Origin of the sequence: Aminobacter niigataensis (assembly GCF_946995915.1) — a bacterium.
In the GTDB taxonomy this organism is placed as follows: Bacteria; Pseudomonadota; Alphaproteobacteria; order Rhizobiales; family Rhizobiaceae; genus Aminobacter; species Aminobacter niigataensis.
Genome location: NZ_OX341517.1, coordinates 4278666 through 4301573, shown reverse-complemented (window position 1 = coordinate 4301573; position 22908 = coordinate 4278666). Strand labels below are relative to the sequence as shown.

Below are 22908 nucleotides of genomic sequence, written 5' to 3'. Positions count from 1 at the left end.
TCAGACCCCTCGCGACGGTGCCGTCGAGCCGATGAGGAAGCGTTCGGACAGCGGCAGGCTGGCGCCGCCCAGTGCGCGTGCGTGGATGCCCACCGTGCCTTCCCGGACGGACGGAATGCGCAAGCCTTCGGCGTCGATCTTGCCGATGGCCGACTTCACCGCCTGCACCAGGCGGGCGCGGATCGCCGGCGGCATCCAGCCGTCGATGACGGCGCTTTCGAAGTCGATGACCGATGCCGATGCGACGATGGCATAGGCCAGCGCGTCCGATGCTGTCGCTATCCAGCTGTCGAGTTCAGGGCCGAGATCGCTCCATTCCTCGGGCGAGGTCCAGAGGTAGGACGCCTCGATCCCCTTCGCGTTCAGCGATTTTTCGAGCACCGCGATCGAGGCGACATCGATGAGCTGCGTCGGTCTGCCGCCCGGGCCGGGCACCGGCATCGAGCCGAGCGCGCCGGCATTGCCGGTCGGGCCGCTGAAGAGCCTGCCGTTCAGCACGACGCCGCCGCCGGCAAAGGCGCCGATGTAGAAATAGACGAAGTCGCGCAACGTGCCGATGTCGCCGAACACCAGTTCGGCGCCGCAGGCCGAGGTCGCATCGTTCTGCACATAGACGGAGAAGGAAAACAGCGCCTGCAGATCGGCGCGGATGTCGCGGTTGCGCCATTCGTCCATGATCTCGCGCGGCGCGCCCGCCGTGTCGACCCAGTTCCAGAGCTCGAACGGCATGGCGACGCCGAGCCCGGCGATGCGCTTGTCCTGCTCTCGTGTCAGGCTGGCGCGCATCTCGGCGATGCCCGATTTGACGAAGTCGATCGTGTCGCGCGGGGTCGGGTAGCCATATGAGTTCTGCAGCATTGCGCGTGTCTTGCCGAGAAAGTCGATGAGCACGAGTTCGGCGCTGCGCCGGCCGATCTTGAGGCCGATGAAGAAGGCACCTTCGGGATTGAGCGCCATCGGGATAGAGGGCTGGCCGATCTTGCCGCGGATGGGCTCCTGGCGCAGCAAAAGCCCTTCGACCTCCAGCTCGCGCATGATGACGGAGACGGTCTGGGCCGAGAGCCCGGTCATGCGCGCAATGTCCGACTTGGCCAGCGCACCGCTCTGCCTGACCAGCGACAGCACCAGCCGCTCGTTGTGATCGCGCATGCCGCTCTGATTGGTGCCACGCAGTTGCTGGCTTTCAGCAGCTTCCGGCGAACCATGCCTCGAACTTCCGGCCTCCACCGGCTTCCTCCCGTCATTTCCGCGGTTTTCTCTCAAAATCCGCAATTTTCTTTTGGGACAGAATGCGGGTCGACTGCAATCCTGTCAATAATAAATAAGAGTGATTTAATTATTGACAGCCGGTCCCGATTGGTGTTTCGTCAGGGCCGGATACTCGACTGGGAAGAGTGCACGAGCATCCGGGGCGATGCCCGCTGATCGGGCTCGCATGGTTTGGTTTTGGGAGGAGTACCCGATGAAATTTTCAGTTCTGAAGACGACTGTATTTGGTGCGGCCGTTGCCGCGCTTGCAGGCATTGCCGCGCCTGCCTCGGCTGCCGAGGTTGGCGCTTGCCTGATCACGAAGACCGACACCAATCCCTTCTTCGTCAAGATGAAGGAAGGTGCCGCCGCCAAGGCAACCGAACTCGGCATGACGCTGAAGAGCTATGCCGGCAAGATCGACGGCGACAGCGAAAGCCAGGTCGCGGCGATCGAGACCTGCATCGCCGATGGCGCCAAGGGCATCCTGATCACCGCATCCGACACCAAGGGCATCGTGCCCACGATCAAGAAGGCGCGCGACGCCGGCATTCTGGTCATCGCGCTCGACACGCCGCTCGAGCCGGCGGACTCTGCCGACGCCACCTTCGCCACCGACAACCTGCTTGCCGGCAAGCTGATCGGCCAGTGGGCTGCAGCTACGCTTGGCGACAAGGCCAAGGACGCCAAGGTTGCCTTCCTCGACCTGACACCGTCGCAGCCGACCGTCGACGTCCTGCGCGACCAAGGCTTCATGATGGGCTTCGGCATCGACGTGAAGGACGCCAACAAGATCGGCGACGAGGACGATGCGCGCATCGTCGGTCACGACGTCACCAACGGCAATGAAGAGGGTGGCCGCAAGGCGATGGAGAACCTGCTCCAGAAGGATCCCGGCATCAACGTCGTTCACACCATCAACGAGCCTGCCGCTGCAGGTGCCTACGAGGCACTCAAGGCCGTCGGCATGGAAAAGAACGTGCTGATCGTCTCGGTCGACGGCGGCTGCCCGGGCGTCAAGAACGTCCAGGATGGCGTCATCGGCGCCACTTCGCAGCAATATCCGCTGATGATGGCGGCACTCGGCATCGAGGCGATCAAGAAGTTCGCCGACTCCGGCGAGAAGCCCAAGCCGACCGAAGGCAAGGACTTCTTCGACACCGGCGTTTCGCTGGTGACCGACAAGCCGGCTGCCGGCGTGGAATCCATCGACGTCAAGACCGGCCTCGAGAAGTGCTGGGGTTGATCTGACCGCCTGACGGCGTGACACTCTCTTGCAGACGAAGGGCGGCCCCTTGGTCGCCCTTCCTACAAGGGGGATACAAATCCCTCATGGGAGGAAATCGACATGACTGACGCTTCGGCAGATGCCAGGCGGCCGCAGGAGTTCGAGAAGGTTCTCTCGGGCAGCGACACGTCAGTGGCCAGCTTCGACACGCATACGCGTTCGCCGATCGAGAAGATCCAGCATTTCCTGCATTCCAATCCGGCCGCGGTGCCGCTGATCGTGCTGATTGCCTCGATCGCGCTTTTCGGCCTGATCATCGGCGGCAAGTTCTTCTCGGCCTTCTCGATGACGCTGATCCTGCAGCAGGTGGCGATCACCGGCATCATCGGCGCCGCGCAGACGCTGGTCATCCTGACCGCCGGCATCGACCTGTCCGTCGGCGCCATCATGGTGCTGTCGTCGGTGGTGATGGGGCAATTCACCTTCCGCTACGGCCTGCCGCCTTCGCTGGCGATCCTGTGCGGGTTCGCCGTCGGCGCTCTATGCGGCTGGCTGAATGGTGTGCTCGTTTCCTACATGAAGCTGCCGCCGTTCATCGTCACGCTCGGTACCTGGCAGATCGTACTGGCGACGAACTTCCTCTATTCGGCCAATGAGACGATCCGCGCCCAGGATATCGAGACGCAGGCACCGATCCTCCAGTTCTTCGGTGCCAATTTCCGCCTCGGCAATGCGGTCTTCACCTATGGCGTCGTCGCCATGGTGCTCCTGGTGGCGGTCCTCTGGTACATCTTGAACCACACCGCCTGGGGCCGGCATGTCTACGCCATCGGCGACGATCCCGAGGCCGCCCAGCTCTCCGGCGTGCGCGTCAACAGGGTTCTTATCTCGGTCTATGTCATCTCCGGGCTGATCTGTGCTCTCGGCGGTTGGATGCTCATCGGCCGCATCGGTTCGGTTTCTCCCACCGCAGGCCAGTTCGCCAATATCGAATCCATCACCGCAGTGGTGATCGGCGGCATCTCGCTGTTCGGTGGCCGCGGTTCGATCCTCGGCATGCTGTTCGGTGCGCTGATCGTCGGCGTGTTCCAACTCGGCCTTCGGCTCATCGGCACCGACCCGCAGTGGACCTATCTGCTGATCGGCACTCTCATCATCATCGCGGTCGCAATCGACCAGTGGATCAGAAAGGTTGCAGGCTGATGGCTACCGAACCTCTTCTCACCGCACGCGGCCTGGTCAAGCGATATGGCCGCGTCACCGCACTCGATCAGGCCGATTTCGACCTCTATCCCGGCGAAATCCTGGCTGTGATCGGCGACAACGGCGCCGGCAAATCGTCGCTCATCAAGGCGATCTCGGGAGCCATTACCCCTGACGAAGGCGAGATCCGCCTCGAAGGCAAGCCGGTGCACTTCAAGGCGCCGATGGAGGCCCGCGACGCCGGCATCGAGACGGTCTACCAGAACCTCGCTCTGTCGCCGGCGCTGTCGATCGCCGACAACATGTTCCTCGGCCGCGAAATCCGGAAGCCCGGCATCATGGGCAACTGGTTCCGCATGCTCGACCGGGGCGCGATGGAAAGGCGGGCCCGCGAAAAGCTGACGGAGCTTGGCCTGATGACCATCCAGAACATCAGCCAGGCTGTCGAAACACTTTCCGGCGGCCAGCGCCAGGGCGTGGCGGTGGCACGGGCCGCGGCTTTTGGCTCGAAGGTCGTCATCATGGACGAGCCGACGGCCGCCCTTGGCGTCAAGGAAAGCCGGCGCGTGCTCGAACTGATCCTCGACGTCAAGCGGCGTGGCCTGCCGATCGTGCTCATTTCGCACAACATGCCGCATGTCTTCGAAGTCGCCGACCGGATCCATATCCACCGCCTCGGCCGCAGGCTGACGGTCATCGACCCGAAGGAATACACAATGTCGGATGCGGTGGCGTTCATGACCGGAGCCAAGGCACCTCCGGAGGCTGCAATCGCTGCCTGACCGGCCGGCCACAACCTTAGGTCTCCGCGTCGCGAGATATTGACGCGGAGATTTAAATCGATTGAGATCGCATTCGGGATGGCTAAAATGAATGCGGGAGGACAGGTGTCGGCAAGGGAGGCAAGTGAACGGTGGCCGAACAGGATGCGAGAGGCGACATGACCCGCGCAGTGACCCCGAATATCCCCCAGCCGCCGCTTGGCGACACCAGCCCCGAGGCATTGGCTGCCGAAATCCTGAGCGCGCTGAAATATCGGCTCGGCAAGGACGCCACCGTTGCCACCGACTATGACTGGCTGACTGCGTCGATCAAGGTCGTGCGCGACCGCATCGTCGACGAGTGGATTTCCTCGACCAAGGAAGCCTACGACCAGAGCGCCAAGCGGGTCTATTACCTCTCGCTGGAGTTCCTGATCGGCCGCCTGATGCGCGACGCCTTCTCCAATCTCGGTCTGATGGATGCGATGCGCCAGGCACTCGCCTCGCTCGGCGTCGAGTTCGATGTCATCGCCAAGCTGGAACCCGATGCTGCCCTCGGCAATGGCGGTCTCGGCCGGCTCGCCGCCTGCTTCATGGAAAGCATGGCGACAGTCGACATTCCCGCGCACGGTTACGGCATTCGCTACGCCAACGGCATGTTCCGCCAGGAAATCCATGACGGCTGGCAGGTCGAGCTTCCCGAAACCTGGCTCGAACATGGCAATCCCTGGGAATTCGAGCGTCGCGAGCGTGCCTTCGAGGTTGGCTTCGGCGGATCGGTCGAATCGATCACCGCGCCGGACGGCCGGCTTGAACGCCACGTCTGGAAGCCCACCGACCGCGTCCTGGCCGTTGCCTATGATACCCCCGTGGTCGGCTGGCGCGGCACTCGCGTCAACACGCTGCGGCTCTGGTCGGGCATGCCGCTCGACCCAATCCTGCTCGACAAATTCAACGCCGGCGACCACATCGGCGCGCTCGCCGAGAGCAACAAGGCTGACGCGCTGTCGCGCGTGCTCTATCCCGCAGATTCCCATAAGGCCGGCCAGGAGCTTCGGCTGCGTCAGGAGTACTTCTTCTCGACTGCCTCGCTGCAGGACATCCTGCAGCGCCACATCAGCAAGTATGGCGATCTGCCGTCATTGCCCGACAAGGCGGCGATCCACCTCAACGACACCCATCCCGCTGTCGCCGTGCCTGAACTGATGCGCCTGCTGATGGACGTGCATGGCATGGACTTCGACACGTCCTGGGACATCACCAAGCGGACCTTTGCCTACACCAATCATACGCTGTTGCCCGAGGCGCTGGAAAGCTGGCCGGTGCCGCTGTTCGAGCGGCTTTTGCCGCGCCACATGCAGATCGTCTACGCGATCAATGCCGAGGTGCTGCTGGAGGCCCGGGCGACGGGCCGTTTCAACGGCGAGCAGATCAGCCGCATTTCGCTGATCCAGGAAAACGGCGAGCGCCGCGTCCGCATGGGCAATCTCGCTTTTGCCGGCTCGCACAGCGTCAACGGCGTCTCGGCGCTGCACACAGAACTGATGAAGGAGACGGTGTTCGCCGATCTGCACAGCCTCTATCCCGGCCGCATCAACAACAAGACCAACGGCATCACGCCTCGCCGCTGGCTGATCCAGTGCAACCCGGGCCTGACCGGCCTGGCGCGCGAAGCGATCGGCGACCGCTTCCTCGACGATATCGAGGCGATCCGCGAGCTCGACGGCTTTGCGGGGGACGCGGCGTTCCGGGAGAAGTTCGCCCGCGTCAAGCGCGTCAACAAGGAGCGACTGTCGAACCTCGTCGGCGAACGGCTTGGCATCAGGGTCGACCCGTCGGCGCTGTTCGACATCCAGATCAAGCGCATCCACGAATACAAACGCCAGCTTCTGAACATCATCGAGGCGGTGGCGCTCTACGACCAGATCCGTTCGCACCCGGAACGCGAATGGATGCCGCGGGTCAAGTTTTTCGGCGGCAAGGCGGCGCCGAGCTACCACAACGCCAAGCTGATCATCAAACTGGCCAACGATGTCGCCAGGGTGATCAACAGCGACCCATCGGTGCGTGGGCTGCTCAAGGTCGTTTTTGTACCCAACTACAATGTCAGTGCCGCCGAAATCCTGATGCCGGCCGCCGACCTGTCGGAGCAGATCTCGACGGCGGGCATGGAAGCCTCGGGCACCGGCAACATGAAGTTCGCGCTCAACGGGGCGCTGACCATCGGCACGCTCGACGGCGCCAATGTCGAGCTCAAGGAGCATGTCGGCGACGACAATATCTTCATTTTCGGCCTCACCACCGAGGAGGTCGCCCGGCGCCGCAGCAGCGGCTACGAGCCAGGTTCTGTGATCGACGGTTCGCCCGAGCTCAAGCAGGCGGTTGCCGCCATCTCCTCCGGCGTATTCTCGCCTGACGACCCGGCCCGCTACCGCGAACTGATGGACGGGCTCTATCAGCACGACTGGTTCATGGTCGCAGCCGATTTCGATTCATACGCTGCGGCGCAGCGACAGGTCGATGCCGTGTGGCGCGACAGCCCGGGATGGTACGCACGCGCCATTCGCAACGTGGCGCGTGTCGGCTGGTTCTCCTCAGACCGCACCATCCGCCAATATGCCAAAGAAATCTGGAACGTACCGGCCTGATGTGATTGCATGAACTGACCTCGCCGAAGAAACCCTGGGAGGGGACACCGAAACATGCTGAAGCCCGGCGCGGCCGCCGAAACGAAACCGGAGCTCGACAGAGCCACGGATGGCGATATCGAGGCGATCGTGAACGGCACCCATGGCGACCCGTTCGCGGTTCTCGGGCTCCAGCAGTCGGGCAAAGGCTTCCTGGCGCGATGTTTCGTCCCGCATGCCGAGACGGTGACCGCCCACACGCTCGAGGGCAAAGCGTGCGGTCAGCTCTTGCGGCGCAACGATACCGGCTTCTTCGAAGGCAAGCTGACCATCCGAAAGCGCCAGCCGATCAGGCTGCACGCAAGCAATGCCGGCGGCGAGTGGTGGCTTACCGACCCCTACAGTTTCGGCCCCGTGCTCGGGCCGATGGACGACTACTTCATATCGGAGGGGTCGCATCTCAGGCTGTTCGACAAGCTGGGCGCGCATCTGATTTCGCATGAAGGCGTCGATGGTGTGCATTTTGCGGTTTGGGCGCCAAACGCGCATCGCGTCTCTGTGGTCGGCGATTTCAATGACTGGGATGGTCGCAGGCATTCGATGCGCCTGCGCCAGGACACCGGCATCTGGGAAATCTTCATCCCCGACATCGGTCCAGGCCACCCCTACAAGTTCGAGCTGATCGGAGCTCGCGGCGTCAGGTTGCCGCTCAAGGCCGATCCTTACGCCATCCGCTCGGAATTAAGACCCGCCACCGCGTCGGTCACCGACCGTCCGCAGGCGCATGAATGGGCCGACGACAAGCACCGCGCCCATTGGAAAGCAGCTGACCATAGGCGCGAGCCGATCAGCATCTATGAGGTGCATGCCGGCTCGTGGCAGCTTCGCGACGATGGCACCTTTCTGTCGTGGGACGAGATGGCCGACCGGCTTATCCCTTACACGGCGGAGATGGGCTTCACCCATATCGAGTTCCTGCCGATCTCGGAGCATCCCTATGATCCATCCTGGGGTTATCAGACGACAGGGCTTTACGCGCCTTCGGCCCGCTTCGGCGACCCGGATGGCTTTGCCCGCTTCGTCGACGGCGCCCACCGCGCTGGCATCGGAGTCATTCTCGACTGGGTGCCGGCGCATTTTCCGGTGGACGAGCATGGGCTTGCCCATTTCGACGGGACCGCACTTTACGAGCATGCCGACCCGCGCCAGGGCTTCCATCCCGACTGGAACACCGCGATCTATAATTTCGGCAGGCGCGAGGTCGTCTCGTTCCTCGTCAACAACGCCCTGTTCTGGGCCGAGAAATACCATGTCGATGGCCTGCGCGTGGATGCGGTGGCCTCGATGCTGTACCTCGACTACTCGCGCAAGGAAGGCGAGTGGATCCCCAACGAATTCGGCGGCCGCGAGAACCTGGAATCGGTGCGTTTCCTGCAGAAGATGAATGTGGCCGTCTATGGCGCCCATCCCGGCGTGATGACCATTGCCGAGGAATCGACCTCATGGCCCAAGGTGTCGCAGCCCGTGCATGAAGGCGGGCTCGGCTTCGGCTTCAAGTGGAACATGGGCTTCATGCACGACACCCTGGAGTATCTTTCCAAGGAGCCGGTCCACCGCAAGCATCATCACAACGAAATCACCTTCGGACTGCTCTACGCCTTCAGCGAGAATTTCGTGCTACCCCTGTCGCACGACGAGGTGGTGCACGGCAAAGGCACGCTGCTCAGCAAGATGGCGGGCGACGACTGGCAGAAATTCGCGACGCTGCGCGCCTACTACGCCTTCATGTGGGGCTACCCCGGCAAGAAGCTGTTGTTCATGGGCCAGGAGTTCGCCCAGCGTGCGGAGTGGAGCGAATCCAGGGCGCTCGACTGGAACCTGCTCGACTTCGCCCCGCATCGCGGCGTCAAGCAGCTGGTGCGCGATCTCAACTACCTCTATCGCTCGCGCCCGGCGCTGCATGCGCGCGATTGCGAGCCGGAAGGTTTCGAATGGCTGATCGCCGACGATGCCGCCAACTCGGTCTTCGCCTGGTTGCGCAAGGCGCCGGGCGGCGCGCCGATCGCCGTCATTTCGAGCTTCACCCCGGTTCTGCGCGACAACTACCGCGTGCCGCTGCCGCTGGCGGGCAAGTGGCGGGAGATTTTCAACTCCGACGCGCTGGAATATGGCGGGTCGGGCAAGGGTAACAGCGGCATGGTTGCGGCCAGGCAGGTGGACGGAGGAGGGGCAGCCGCGACGCTGCTTCTGCCGCCACTGGCGACGATCATGCTTGAGTTTGTGGCGGACTGAGCAGGGAGGATGGCATGGAACTGAAGAGAAACCAGCCGCTGGCGCGCGATGCCATGGCCTATGTGCTTGCCGGCGGCCGGGGCAGCCGCCTGAAGGAGCTGACCGACCGGCGCGCCAAGCCCGCCGTCTATTTCGGCGGCAAGACGCGTATCATCGACTTTGCGCTGTCCAATGCCTTGAACTCAGGCATCCGTCGTCTCGGGGTCGCCACCCAGTACAAGGCGCATTCGCTGATCCGCCACCTGCAGCGGGGCTGGAACTTCCTCAGGCCGGAGCGAAACGAGAGTTTCGACATCCTGCCGGCAAGCCAGCGCGTGTCGGAAACGCAGTGGTACGAAGGCACCGCCGACGCGGTCTACCAGAACATCGACATCATCGAGGCCTATGGCCCCGAATACATGGTCATCCTTGCCGGCGACCACATCTACAAGATGGATTACGAACTGATGCTGCGCCAGCACGTCGACGCGGGCGCCGACGTCACCGTTGGCTGCCTCGAGGTGCCGCGCATGGAAGCGGTGGGCTTCGGCGTGATGCATGTCGACAAGAAGGACAACATCATCTCCTTCATCGAAAAGCCCGCCGACCCGCCCGGCATTCCCGACAAGCCCGACTACGCGCTGGCCTCGATGGGCATCTATGTCTTCAAGACCAAGTTCCTGATGGAGCAGTTGCGCCGCGACGCCAATGAGCCGGAATCGAGCCGCGACTTCGGCAAGGACATCATTCCCTACATCGTCCAGCACGGCAAAGCGGTGGCGCATCGCTTCGCCAAGTCCTGCGTACGCTCGAGCACCGAGGCCGAGGCCTATTGGCGCGATGTCGGAACGGTCGATGCCTATTGGGAAGCCAACATCGACCTGACCGACATCACGCCCGAGCTCGACCTCTACGACCGCGACTGGCCGATCTGGACCTATTCCGAGCTGACGCCGCCTGCGAAGTTCGTCCATGACGAGGATGGCCGGCGGGGCTCGGCGGTATCATCGCTGGTGTCGGGCGATTGCATCGTCTCGGGTGCTTCGCTCAAGCGCAGCCTGATCTTCACCGGCGCACGGATCAATTCTTACTCCACGCTCGAGGATGTGGTGATGCTGCCGGCCTGCCATGTCGGTCGCAACGCCAGCCTCAAGCGCGTTGTCATCGATCACGGCGTACACATCCCCGAAGGGCTGGTCGTCGGCGAAGACCCGGTGCTGGACGCCAAGCGCTTCCGCGTCTCGGAGAAGGGTATCTGCCTGATCACCCAGGACATGATTAACAGGCTGGAGCTGTAACTGGTGCAGGTGCTTTCGGTCACGCCCGAGATTTTTCCGCTGATCAAGACCGGCGGGCTGGCCGACGTCACCGGCGCGCTTCCGGAGGCGCTTGCCGGGCTCGGCGTCGGCACGCGCAGCCTGGTGCCGGGTTATCCCGTCGTGATGAGCGCGCTGAAGAAGAAAAAGGCGGTTCATCAATACACCGCCCTGCAAGGCGGCAAGGCAGCACTCCATGCGGCCGAGATCGGCGGGCTGGATATGCTGGTGCTCGACGCGCCGCACCTGTTCGACCGGCCGGGCGGCCCTTATGGCGACGCCACCGGGGCCGACTGGCAGGACAATTGGCGGCGCTTCGCGGCACTTGGCCGTGTCGGCGCCGACATCGCCGCCGGCGTGGTCAAGGACTACAAGCCCGACATCGTCCATGCCCATGACTGGCAATCGGCGATGACGCTGGCCTACATGCGCTACGGCGAGGCGGCAAAGGTGCCGTCGGTGATGACGGTGCACAACCTGGCCTTCCAGGGGCAATTCGGGGCCAGCATCTTCGCCGGCCTTGGTCTGCCGCAGCAGGCGATGGCGCTGGACGGGATCGAATATTACGGCGGCGTCGGCTTCCTCAAGGCCGGCTTGCAGGCGGCCTGGGCGATCACCACTGTCAGCCCGACCTACGCCCAGGAAATCCGTACGCCGGCGTTCGGCATGGGGCTCGACGGGCTGATCAACCTGCGCGCTGCCGAACTCCACGGCATCGTCAACGGCATCGACGACGAGATATGGAACCCTGAGACGGACAAGCATCTGGCCGCGACGTACACGGCCAAGAGCCTGAAGGGGCGCAAGGCCAACAAGCGCGCCATCGAAGAGCGCATGACGCTCGACCGCGACGATGGGCCGATCTACTGCGTGGTCAGCCGCCTGACCTGGCAGAAGGGAATCGACATCCTGGCGTCGATCATCGACCCTGTGGTGGCCTCCGGCGCCCGGCTGGCGATCCTGGGTTCGGGCGATGCGGGGCTTGAAGGCGCGCTGCTGGCTGCCGCCGCGCGCCATCGTGGCCGGGTCGGTGTCGTCATCGGCTATGACGAGGGGCTTTCGCATCAGTTGCAGGGTGGTGCCGATGGCATCCTGATCCCGTCGCGCTTCGAGCCTTGCGGCCTGACCCAGCTCTATGGCCTGCGCTATGGCTGCGTGCCGATCGTAGCGCGAACCGGCGGCCTGGCGGACACCGTTATCGACGCCAACGAGGCCGCGGTCGCGGCCGGGGTAGCTACCGGTTTTCAGTTTGCGCCGGAGAATGCGGGCGATTTCCACCATGCCATCCTCAGGGCCAACGCGCTTTACGCCGACCCGGCTGCCTGGGCGTCGTTGCAGAGGCAAGGCATGAAGGCGGATGTGTCCTGGGATCGAAGCGCCCAGAAATATGCCGCACTTTACCGCATGCTTCTCTCAAAAAGGGATGCCTGAATGATTCGCACCGTCTCCACCACGCCCTATGGCGACCAGAAACCCGGCACATCAGGCCTGCGCAAGAAGGTACCTGTCTTCCAGCAGCCGAATTATGCCGAGAACTTCATCCAGTCGGTGTTCGATGCGCTCGAAGGTTTTGCCGGCAAGACGCTGGTCGTCGGCGGCGACGGCCGCTTCTACAATCGCGAGGTGATCCAGAAGGTCATTGCCATGGCGGTGGCCAACGGTTTCGGCCGCGTCGTTGTCGGCCAAGGTGGCATCCTGTCGACGCCCGCCGCCTCCAACCTGATCCGCAAGCGCAAGGCCTTCGGTGGGCTTATCTTGTCGGCCAGCCACAATCCCGGCGGCCCGCACGAGGATTTCGGCATCAAGTACAATGCCGAAAACGGCGGCCCGGCGCCGGAGAAGCTGACCGATGCGATCTATGCCCGCAGCAAGGTCATCACCAGTTACAAGATCGCCGATGTTGGCCAGGTCGATCTCGACCACACGGGCACCTTCGAAGTGGGCGGCATCAAGGTCGAAATCGTCGATCCGGTGGCGGACTACGCGGCGTTGATGGAGACGCTGTTCGACTTCGATGCGTTGCGCGCGCTGTTCAAGTCGGGCTTCCGCATGCGCTTCGACGCCATGCATGCCGTGACCGGCCCTTATGCCAAGGAAATCCTGGAGCGCCGGCTCGGCGCCGCCGAGGGTACGGCGCGCAACTTCGTGCCGCTGGAGGATTTCGGTGGTCACCATCCGGACCCCAACCTGGTCCATGCCAAGGAACTCTATGACGAGATGATGGGGCCGAACGCGCCTGATTTCGGCGCGGCGTCCGACGGCGACGGCGACCGCAATCTGATCATCGGCCGCGGCATCTTCGTCACGCCATCGGATTCGCTGGCGATGCTGGCGGCCAATGCCCATCTCGCGCCGGGCTACAAGGCAGGCCTCAAGGGCATTGCCCGCTCGATGCCGACCAGCGGTGCCGCCGACCGGGTTGCTGAAAAGCTCGGCATCGGCATGTACGAGACGCCGACCGGCTGGAAGTTCTTCGGCAACCTGCTAGACGCCGGCATGGCGACGATCTGCGGTGAGGAAAGCGCCGGCACCGGCTCCGATCATGTTCGCGAAAAGGACGGGCTGTGGGCTGTGCTGCTCTGGCTCAACATCCTTGCCGTACGTGGCGAGAGCGCCAAGGAAATCGCTGCCAAGCATTGGGTTACCTACGGTCGCAACTATTACTCGCGCCACGACTATGAGGAGGTCGAGACTGATCGCGCCAACGCGTTGGTCGACGCCTTGCGCGCAAAGCTGGGCTCGCTGCCGGGCACGAGTGTTCGTGGCATGAAAATCGCCAGTGCCGACGATTTTGCCTACAACGACCCAGTCGACGGCTCGGTGAGCAAGAACCAGGGCATCCGCATCCTGTTCGAGGGCGGCTCGCGCGTCGTCTTCCGGCTGTCCGGCACGGGCACCTCGGGTGCCACGCTGCGTGTCTACATCGAGCGTTATGAGCCCGATCCGGCACGACATGGCCTGGACACGCAGGCAGCCCTTGCCGACCTGATCCAGGCTGCCGAGGACATCGCCGGCATCCGCAGCCACACCGGTCGTGATAAGCCGAGCGTCATCACCTGATGCCAATGGACGCAGCGGCTGAATATCGGCCGCGGTTTGGCGCGACCGTATCCGAAGGCGGCATCCGTTTTGCCGTCTGGTCCGGTGCTGCCGAGCGCATCTGGGTGTCGGTCTTCGATGCGGCCGGCAAGGCCGAGACCGACAGGCTGGAACTCCAGCGCGAGGGCGAGGGCGTTTTCGCGCTGTCGGTTGCCGGCCTGCGCGAGGGAACCCGCTACGGCTTCCGCGCAGACGGGCCATATGTGCCTAACGAAGGCCTGTGGTTCGATCCCGACAAGCTGCTGGTCGATCCCTATGCCGTTCGAATTGACAGAGCCTATCGCTATGACGGACGGCTGGCGGCGGGAAGAGGGCAGGGCGGCGACACCGCCGATCTGATGCCGAAGGCTGTGGCGGTGAGGCTGCCAACAGCGCCGACCGCAGCACCAACCTTCACTCCGGGTGGGCTCATCTACGAAGTGCCGGTGCGCGCCTTTTCGATGGCGCATCCGTCCATCCCAACGAAGCTTCGCGGCACGATCCGCGCCTTGGCCGAGCCGGTTGTCATCGAGCATCTCCTGAGGCTGGGCATGTCGGCCGTCGAACTCATGCCCGTGACCGCGACGATGGACGAACGCCACCTGCCGGCGTTGGGGCTCAGCAATTCCTGGGGCTACAATCCCGTCAGCTTCATGGCGCTCGATCCGCGCCTGGCGCCCGGTGGGATCGACGACTTGCGTGAGACCACGGCCGCACTCCACGAGGCCGGCATAGGCGTCATCCTCGATCTCGTTTTCAACCATACGGCCGAAAGCGATGAACTCGGATCGACGCTGTCGCTGCGCGGTCTCGACAATCGCGCCTACTATCGCGAGGCCGTCGATGACCCCGGCCGCTTTGCCAACGACACCGGCACCGGCAACACACTCGCCTGCGACCATCCGGTGGCGCAGCAGCTCATTCTCGACAGTCTCAGGCACTTTGTCATTCATGCCGGCGTCGACGGTTTCCGTTTCGATCTCGCGCCGGTGCTGGGACGGGTCGATGGCGAGTTCCGGGCGGATGCACCGCTGCTCCAGGGCATGCGCCAGGATCCGATCATTGGCGACCGTGTTCTCATCGCCGAGCCATGGGACATGGGCCACAATGGCTATCGCCTCGGTGGTTTTCCGCCCGAATTCCTGGAGTGGAACGATCGCTACCGCGACGATGTCAGGCGCTTCTGGCGCGGCGACCGCGGCATGGTGGGCGCCCTGGCGACCAGGCTTGCGGGTTCGTCCGACATATTCGGCGGGGGAGCGCAAACGCGGACTATGAATTTCATTGCCGCCCATGACGGCATGACGCTGGCGGACATCGTGCGCTACGAACGCAAGCATAACGAGGCCAATGGCGAACATAATCACGACGGCCACAACGAGAATTTTTCCTGGAACAACGGTGTCGAGGGTGAAAGCAGCGACCCCGAGATCGCCGCCGAGCGCGGCCGGGACGTGCGCGCCATGCTGGCTGTCCTGTTTGCCTCGCGCGGCGCCATCATGCTGACTGCAGGCGACGAGTTCGGCCGCAGCCAGCATGGCAACAACAATGCTTACGCGCAGGACAACGAACTGACGTGGCTGGACTGGGCCGACCGGGATGTCGCGCTCGAGGATTTCGTCGTCGCCCTTGCCAGGTTCCGGCGCGAGATACCCGCGCTGGCCGAACTGGATTTCCTGGCCGGCACACCCAGGCATGGCTCGGCCGTATCTGACGTGGAATGGCTTACGGAAGCGGGCCGGCCGATGAGCGACGCCACCTGGCACGAGCCCGACCGGCATCGACTGACCATGCTGCTTGGAAACGGAACCGCCTTTGGCGGACGGCTCGCCGTCATGATCAACGGGGCGCGGCGCGACGCCACCTTCAAGCTTCCAACTCGTCCCGGCTTCGAATGGCAGCCGGCGGCAGGCGGGACAAAGCCGGTCGAGAGCCGCGCTGCGGTGCCGGCGCGCACCGTGCTTTTTGCCATCGAACATCCCGGCGAGTGACAGCCAAGGAGAATTGCAATGGTGCCGAAAGAGGGAACGATGCCCGCGGCTGACTGGTGGCGCGGCTGCGTCATCTATCAGGTCTACCCTCGCTCGTTTCAGGACACGACGGGCGACGGAAGCGGCGACCTTGCAGGCATCACGCGTCGCCTGGCGCACATTGCCTCGCTCGGTGTCGACGCAGTCTGGCTTTCGCCATTCTTCAAGTCGCCGATGGCGGACATGGGCTACGACGTTTCGGACTACTGCGATGTCGACCCCATGTTCGGCACGCTGGCGGATTTCGACGCGCTGATTGCCGAAGCCCATCGCCTCGGGCTGAAGATCATCATCGACCAGGTGCTGTCGCACTCTTCGGACCAGCATCCGTGGTTCGTGGAGAGCCGCGCCAGCCGCGATAACCCCAAGGCCGACTGGTACGTCTGGGCTCCGCCCAAGCCCGACGGAGGCGCCCCCAACAACTGGATATCGATCTTCGGCGGTCCTGGCTGGGAGTGGGATTCGACCCGCCGGCAATACTATCAGCACAACTTCCTGGCCTCGCAGCCCGACCTCAATTTCCACAATCCCGACGTGCAGGACGCCCTGTTGGAGACTGTGCGCTTCTGGCTCGATCGGGGCGTCGATGGCTTCCGGCTCGATACGGTCAATTTCTACGTCCACGACACGTGGCTGCGCGACAACCCACCCTTGCCGAAGAGCATTGCCGGCGAGAACGAGGAAACCAACCCTTACGAATTCCAGGACCATTTGTTCGACAAGACGCGGCCGGAAAACCTCGAATTTCTCAAGCGGTTCCGGGCGTTGCTGGACGAATATGACGGGCGAAGCTCGGTCGGCGAAGTCGGAGACGGAGAGCGCTCGCTGCAGACGGTAGCCGCCTACACCTCCGGCGGCGACAAGCTCGACATGTGCTACACCTTCGACCTGCTGGGGTCGAAATTCTCGGCTGCGCATGTCCTGAAGTGCATTGCCGATTTCGAGGCGGCGGTCACCGACGGCTGGATTTGCTGGGCTTTCTCCAACCATGACGTAACCCGCCATGTCACGCGCTGGACCCGGCCCGGCGGCGATCCGGAGGCGGTCGCGAAGTTTTCGGTCGCCTTGCTTGCCTGCCTGCGCGGCTCGATCTGCATCTACCAGGGCGAGGAGCTTGGCCTGACGGAGGCGGAGCTTGCCTTCGAAGAGCTGCGCGATCCCTACGGCATCCGATTCTGGCCCGGCCAGAAGGGCCGGGACGGCTGCCGCACGCCGATGGTTTGGGAGGCCCAGTCGGAGCAGGGCGGCTTTTCCGACGGCAAGCCGTGGCTGCCGATTCCGGCTGGTCATCGCGCCCATGCCGTTGACCGGCAGCAGCGAGAGCCGGACTCGGTTCTGGCCCGCTACCGCGCCGTGCTCGCCGCTCGCAGGGCGCTTCCCGCACTTATCCACGGCTCGATCTCATTGCTGGAAGCCGACGGCGACGTGCTTTCTTTCGTGCGCGAGACGGACGGCGAGCGGCTGCTTTGCGTCTTCAATTTTGCCGAGGATTCCGCCCTTTGGCCGGTTCCTGCACTGCTCACCGGGTTGCTTCCGCTCGATTTTCCCGGAGGCTCGGACGAACTCGCAGGAGGCAGGATCGCGCTTCCGCCGCTCGGTTACTTTATCGGACGCTTGGTTTGAAGGCGCTCAAGTTGACTTTAGGTGAGCACGAGTCGTGTTGAAATAAAAATTCGCCGTGGATAGTGTCAGCCACCGCTGGCGGTAGGGAGCTGCCGGCTCGCTCAACGAAACCGGAAAAATCCGGCATTCGGGCGCTAACTAGGCGAGGCCTGTTTTACGAGGAACAGGCCACTTGGGAGAAACAATCATGCTGAAGAACATGCTGAAAGCGACCGTGTTCGCCACGACGCTTGCCTTGGCTACCGGCGCGGTCTCCATGCCGGCCTTTGCCGAGGTCGTCTTCAATCGCGGCAATTCGGCCGATCCGGAATCGCTTGATCCGCACAAGACCTCGACTGTCTACGAAGCGCACATCCTGCGCGACTTGTTCTTTGGCCTGGTGATGCAGGACCAGGGTGCCAATCTGATTCCTGGTGCGGCTGAGAGCTGGACCGTTTCGGACGATGGCAAAGTTTATACCTTCAAGCTTCGCCAGGGCGCGACCTGGTCGGATGGCAGCCCGGTAACGGCTGAAGACTTCGTCTACTCGTTCCGTCGTCTCGAAGATCCGGCGACCGGCGCCGAATACGCCTCGATGCTATACCCGATCGTGAATGCCGAAGAGGTAAACACGGGCAAAGCAAAGCCCGAGGACATGGGCGTGAAGGCTGTCGACGCTTCGACGCTTGAAGTGACGCTGAAGGCCCCGACGCCTTATTTCCTTGAAATGCTCACCCACCAGGCGGCTTACCCGGTCAACAAGGCGGCGATCGAGAAGCTTGGCGCCGACTGGATCAAGCCGGGTAACCTGGTTTCCAACGGTGCGTTCACGCTTGCCGAATTCGTGCCCAACGACCACATCAAGCTGCTCAAGAACCCGAAGTTCTATGATGCTGCGAACGTCAAGGTCGACGTCGTCAACTACATCCCGACCGAAGACCGCTCGACCGCCATCAAGCGTTTCGAGGCTGGCGAACTGGACAGCAACGACGACATCCCGACCGAACAGATGGCCGATCTGAAGACCAAGTTCGGCGATCAGTTGCGCGTCGGTGCCCAGCTCGGCACCTACTATTACGCGATGAAGTGGGACAAGGAGCCGTGGACGAACCTGCAGCTTCGCAAGGCGATTTCGATGGCGATCGACCGCGACTTCATCGCCGAGAAGGTCTGGCAGAATTCGATGCTGCCGAGCTACACGATGGTGCCTCCGGGCATCGAGGGCTACACGCCCATCGCAGCCGACTATGCCGACAAGACCCAGATCGACCGCGAAGACGAGGCCGCCAAGATCCTGAAGGAACTTGGTTATGGTCCCGACAAGCCGCTGAAGATGGAAATCCGCTACAACACGTCGGAAAACCACAAGAATACGGCCGTCGCAATCCAGGAGCAGCTCAAGCCACTCGGCGTTGAAGTGTCGCTGGTCAACACAGACACCAAGACCCACTACGGGTTCCTTGAGCAGAAGGGCGACTACGATACGGCCCGCGTCGGCTGGATTGCCGACTACAAGGATCCGGAGACCTTCCTCGGTGTCGCGCGCAAGGCGAGCGGCAACAACTATTCGGTCTACAACAATCCGAAGTTCGAGGAAGCCATGGACAAGGCTGCTGCCGCAGGCGGCAAGCCGGAAGAGCGCATGAAGGACATGCAGGAAGCCGAGCGCATTGTCCTTGAGGATACGGGCTTCATTCCGATCCTCTACTACAGCTACAAGAACCTGGTTTCGTCCAAGCTCAAGGGCTTTGATGAAAACGTCATGGACGTTCACCCGACCCGCTTCATCAGCAAAGTCGAGTAACTCTGATTGTGTCGCCGCTCCCACCCGGGAGCGGCGGCCCTAGCTGGATATGTTTCTGGCTGGCGTAACGGAGTACGGCGCCCATGTTTGTATATGTGATACGGCGGCTTCTGACCGCCATTCCCACCCTTTTTGTCATTGTGACAATGGCATTCTTCCTGATCCGCATCGCACCCGGCGGGCCGTTCAATCAGGAAAGAGGACTGAGCCCGGAGATCAAGGCCAACCTCGAAGCGCAGTTCGGCCTGGGCGACCCACTCTGGCTCCAGTACGTCAACTACCTCAAGAACCTGCTGCATGGCAATTTCGGGCCGAGCTACAATCTTCCCGATTTCACCGTCACCGAACTGTTCGCCAAGGGTCTGCCGATCTCGATCCAGCTCGGTTTCTCGGCTCTGGCGCTCGCGTTGTTTGTCGGTGGCATCCTTGGGATCGTAGCCGCGCTCAACCAGAACAAGCTCGGCGACTATTCGGTCATCGCGCTTGCCACTGCCGGCAGCACGATCCCTACCTTCGTCATCGCGCCCGTGATCCAGCTCCTGTTCGGTCTCACCTGGAAGCTGCTGCCGATCGGCGGCTGGGGTGATGGTGCGCTGATCAACAAGATCGGCCCAATCCTGACCTTGTCATTGCCGCAGATCGCCATCGTCGCGCGCCTGATGCGCGGCTCCATGATCGAGTCGCTGCGGTCCAACCACATCCGAACTGCGCGTGCGCTAGGCCTGTCCGACTGGTCGGTGGTGGTCAAGCATGCGCTCAGGGGCGCGGTGCTGCCTATCGTATCCTATGCCGGCCCGGCGGCTGCGGCGCTGCTCACCGGCTCGATCATCGTCGAGACGATCTTCGCCATCCCCGGCGTTGGTCGCTATTTCGTCGATGCCGCGCTGAACCGGGACTACACGCTGGTGATGGGCACGGTCGTGGTGATCGCGCTGTTCACGATCGCATTCAACCTGATCGTCGACATCCTCTACGCCTTCTTCGATCCGAGGGTGCGTTATGACTGATATGGCCATCACTGCCCCTGTTGTCGGACGTTCGCTCTGGGCAGATGCCTGGGCACGCCTCAAGGCCAACAAGGCTGCCATGTTCAGCCTTTTCTACCTCATTGCCATGAGCGTCGTCTGTATTGTCGGACCGTATTTCGTGCCGCATCAATACACCACGATCTACGCCGACTATGTCAGGACCCCGCCCAGCCTTTCGTCATATCCAAAGCCCGAGATGATCGAGACCGCCATGAACGACGCCGTCCGGCGCATGCGGGTCGACGTCAAGGAATGGCGTCAGGAAGGCGAACGCGTCTTCATCACGGTGACCTCGGCCAAGCCGCTCGACGAGCGCAACATCCGCTATCTCGACCGCTCGGATACGTTCGACAATGCCAAGCTCGATAGCACATCCGCTGACGGCCTGACGGCGGTCATGAGCGCCTCGATCAAGCAGCAATACTTCCTCTTCGGCACCGACAATACCGGCCGTGACCTGCTGTCGCGAACGCTAATGGCCGGCCGTATCTCGCTGGCGATCGGTCTTCTGGCCGGAGTTGTCGCCGTGGTCATAGGTGTCGTCTATGGCGCAACCGCCGGCTTTATGGGCGGCAAGACCGACGAGGTGATGATGCGCATCGTCGACGTTCTTTATTCGCTGCCGTTCATCTTCTTCGTCATCATGCTGGTCGTCTTCTTCGGACGAAACTTCGTGCTGATGTTCCTGGCTGTGGGAGCGGTGCTATGGCTCGACATGGCGCGCATCGTGCGGGGGCAGGCGCTATCAATCCGAAGACAGGAATACGTCCAGGCAGCGGAAGCGCTCGGCGTCAGGTCGCGCGGTATCGTGCTGCGGCACGTCATTCCCAACCTGCTCGGGCCGGTGGTCATCTACATGACCCTGTTGGTGCCCCAAGTCATCATCCTGGAGAGCTTCCTGTCGTTCCTGGGGCTCGGCGTGCAGGAGCCGATGACGAGTTGGGGCGTGCTCATTTCGGCCGGCGCAAAGAACATCGGCACCGCCAATTGGCTGCTTTTGTTCCCCGCATTCTTCCTTGTCTCGACGCTTTTCGCGCTGAATTTCATCGGCGACGGACTTCGCGACGCTCTCGATCCGAAGGACAGGTGAGATGGCTGGCGAAACGATCCTTTCGGTCAAGGACCTGCGCGTCCGCTTCCGTACGCTCGACGGGGCAGTGGAAGCGGTGAAGGGCATCAACCTTCACATCGACGCCGGCGAGACGGTGGCGGTGGTCGGCGAGTCCGGCTCCGGCAAGAGCCAGACGATGATGGCGGCGATGAGCCTTCTCGCGTCCAACGGCGAAGCCACCGGTGTGGTGGACTATCGCGGCAAGAACCTGTTGACGCTCGGAAAATCGGAACTCAACAAGGTCCGGGGCGTCAAGATCAGCATGATCTTCCAGGAGCCAATGACCTCGCTCGACCCGCTCTACACCATCGGCAACCAGCTGATGGAACCGATCCGGCGGCATCGTGGGCTCGACGCCAAGGCGGCGCGCACCGAAGCGCTCAGGCTGCTCGAACTGGTCAAGATTCCCGACCCCGAGCGCCGCCTGAAGTCTTATCCGCACGAAATGTCGGGCGGCCAGCGCCAGCGCGTGATGATCGCCATGGCATTGGCCAATGACCCGGACATCCTGATCGCCGACGAGCCGACGACGGCTCTCGACGTGACGATCCAAGCGCAGATCCTGATGCTGCTTGCCGAGTTGCAGCGCAAGCTCGGCATGGCGATCGTCTTCATCACCCACGATCTTGGCATCGTCAGGCGCTTTGCCGACCGGGTCTATGTGATGCGTTCGGGCGAGGTGGTGGAGGAAGGCAAGGCAGACGAATTGTTTGCCAATCCGCAGCACGATTACACCAAGATGCTGCTCGCGGCGGAACCGACCGGACGCAAGGCCGCACCGCCGGACAATGCGCCGATCCTGCTCGAGGGTCGCAACGTCGAGGTCGAGTTCAAGATCGGTGGCGGGTTTCTAGCCGGTCCGCCGATGCTGCTCAAGGCGGTCGACCACATATCGGTAATGCTTAGGCGCAATCAGACCATCGGCATCGTCGGCGAGTCCGGGTCGGGTAAGTCGACGCTCGGTCGGGCGCTGCTCAGGCTGCTGCCGAGCGAAGGCTCGATCCGCTTCGGCGGCCAGGACCTGTCGAAGGCCGACAAATCGACAATGCGCCCATTGCGGCGCGAGTTGCAATTGGTCTTCCAGGACCCGTTCGGTTCGCTCTCTCCGCGGATGACGGTCGGTCAGATCATCACGGAGGGCCTTCTTGTCCACGAGCCGTCCCTTTCAGGCAAGCAACGCGACGCCCGCGCCGTCGAAGCCTTGCTCGAAGTCGGCCTCGACCCGGCTGCCCGCAACCGCTATCCGCACGAATTCTCCGGCGGCCAGCGCCAGCGCATTGCCATCGCGCGGGCGATGATCCTCAAGCCCAAGGTCGTGGTGCTCGACGAGCCGACCTCGGCGCTCGACCGATCAGTGCAGAAGCAGATCGTCGAGCTGCTGCGCAAGCTGCAGGCCGACCACGACCTGTCCTACCTGTTCATCAGCCACGACCTCGCCGTGGTGCGGGCGATGTCCGACTACATTATCGTGATGAAACAGGGAAAGATCGTCGAGGAGGGGCCGACGGAGGAGATCTTCGGCGATCCGCGCGAGGCATATACGAAGACACTGATGGCCGCGGCGATCGACGAGACCAAGTTCCGCCAATCGGCCTGAACAA

15 protein-coding genes are annotated in these 22908 nt (G+C 62.8%); 14 read left to right on the top strand and 1 reads right to left on the bottom strand.

Annotated elements, in window-relative coordinates; translation table 11 throughout:
* Positions 1-1149 carry an ROK family transcriptional regulator gene (locus O1Y97_RS20970; RefSeq protein ID WP_404801213.1) on the bottom strand — a complete coding sequence of 383 codons (1149 nt, stop codon included), beginning with the start codon at positions 1147-1149 and terminating at the stop codon, positions 1-3.
* 313 nt (positions 1150-1462) lie between these two features.
* Here O1Y97_RS20970 and O1Y97_RS20965 point away from each other — a divergent pair, with 313 nt between their 5' ends.
* The 14 genes from O1Y97_RS20965 to O1Y97_RS20900 all read left to right on the top strand — a co-directional run bounded on the left by O1Y97_RS20965 (position 1463) and on the right by O1Y97_RS20900 (position 22904).
* The gene (locus O1Y97_RS20965; protein ID WP_318762252.1) at positions 1463-2494 is read left to right on the top strand and encodes a sugar ABC transporter substrate-binding protein; all 1032 of its coding nucleotides are present in this window, start codon (positions 1463-1465) and stop codon (positions 2492-2494) included.
* 102 nt (positions 2495-2596) lie between these two features.
* Positions 2597-3679, top strand: a complete 1083-nt coding sequence (locus O1Y97_RS20960) for an ABC transporter permease (RefSeq protein WP_318762251.1) — start codon at positions 2597-2599, stop codon at positions 3677-3679.
* Positions 3679-4461 carry an ATP-binding cassette domain-containing protein gene (locus O1Y97_RS20955; protein WP_318762250.1) on the top strand — a complete coding sequence of 261 codons (783 nt, stop codon included), beginning with the start codon at positions 3679-3681 and terminating at the stop codon, positions 4459-4461. The genes O1Y97_RS20960 and O1Y97_RS20955 overlap by 1 nt, the downstream gene beginning before the upstream one ends.
* Positions 4462-4619: 158 nt before the next feature.
* Entirely contained in the window at positions 4620-7088 is a 2469-nt protein-coding gene (locus O1Y97_RS20950; protein WP_318762248.1) for a glycogen/starch/alpha-glucan phosphorylase, read from the top strand.
* 54 nt (positions 7089-7142) lie between these two features.
* Complete coding sequence (glgB, locus tag O1Y97_RS20945) at positions 7143-9359, top strand: 1,4-alpha-glucan branching protein GlgB (RefSeq protein WP_318762247.1); 2217 nt, start codon at positions 7143-7145, stop codon at positions 9357-9359.
* A 14-nt stretch (positions 9360-9373) separates the two neighbouring features.
* Positions 9374-10636 (top strand): glucose-1-phosphate adenylyltransferase, encoded by a 1263-nt coding sequence (gene glgC, locus O1Y97_RS20940; protein ID WP_108608878.1) that lies wholly within the window; start codon positions 9374-9376, stop codon positions 10634-10636.
* Between the two features lie 3 nt (positions 10637-10639).
* Positions 10640-12085 (top strand): glycogen synthase GlgA, encoded by a 1446-nt coding sequence (gene glgA / locus O1Y97_RS20935; RefSeq protein ID WP_318762246.1) that lies wholly within the window; start codon positions 10640-10642, stop codon positions 12083-12085.
* On the top strand, positions 12086-13714 hold the full coding sequence (locus tag O1Y97_RS20930; protein WP_318762245.1) for an alpha-D-glucose phosphate-specific phosphoglucomutase: 1629 nt from the start codon (positions 12086-12088) through the stop codon (positions 13712-13714).
* Between the two features lie 5 nt (positions 13715-13719).
* Complete coding sequence (glgX, locus tag O1Y97_RS20925) at positions 13720-15723, top strand: glycogen debranching protein GlgX (protein ID WP_318762244.1); 2004 nt, start codon at positions 13720-13722, stop codon at positions 15721-15723.
* Positions 15724-15762: 39 nt separating this feature from the next.
* Complete coding sequence (gene bglA, locus O1Y97_RS20920) at positions 15763-17385, top strand: beta-galactosidase BglA (RefSeq protein WP_108609998.1); 1623 nt, start codon at positions 15763-15765, stop codon at positions 17383-17385.
* 187 nt (positions 17386-17572) lie between these two features.
* On the top strand, positions 17573-19168 hold the full coding sequence (locus tag O1Y97_RS20915) for a peptide ABC transporter substrate-binding protein (RefSeq protein ID WP_318762243.1): 1596 nt from the start codon (positions 17573-17575) through the stop codon (positions 19166-19168).
* An 83-nt stretch (positions 19169-19251) separates the two neighbouring features.
* Positions 19252-20175 carry an ABC transporter permease subunit gene (locus O1Y97_RS20910; protein WP_183263579.1) on the top strand — a complete coding sequence of 308 codons (924 nt, stop codon included), beginning with the start codon at positions 19252-19254 and terminating at the stop codon, positions 20173-20175.
* On the top strand, positions 20168-21286 hold the full coding sequence (locus tag O1Y97_RS20905; protein ID WP_318762242.1) for an ABC transporter permease: 1119 nt from the start codon (positions 20168-20170) through the stop codon (positions 21284-21286). Before O1Y97_RS20910 ends, O1Y97_RS20905 begins: the two co-directional genes overlap by 8 nt.
* Position 21287: 1 nt before the next feature.
* Entirely contained in the window at positions 21288-22904 is a 1617-nt protein-coding gene (locus tag O1Y97_RS20900; RefSeq protein WP_318762240.1) for an ABC transporter ATP-binding protein, read from the top strand.
* Positions 22905-22908: the final 4 nt, after the last annotated feature.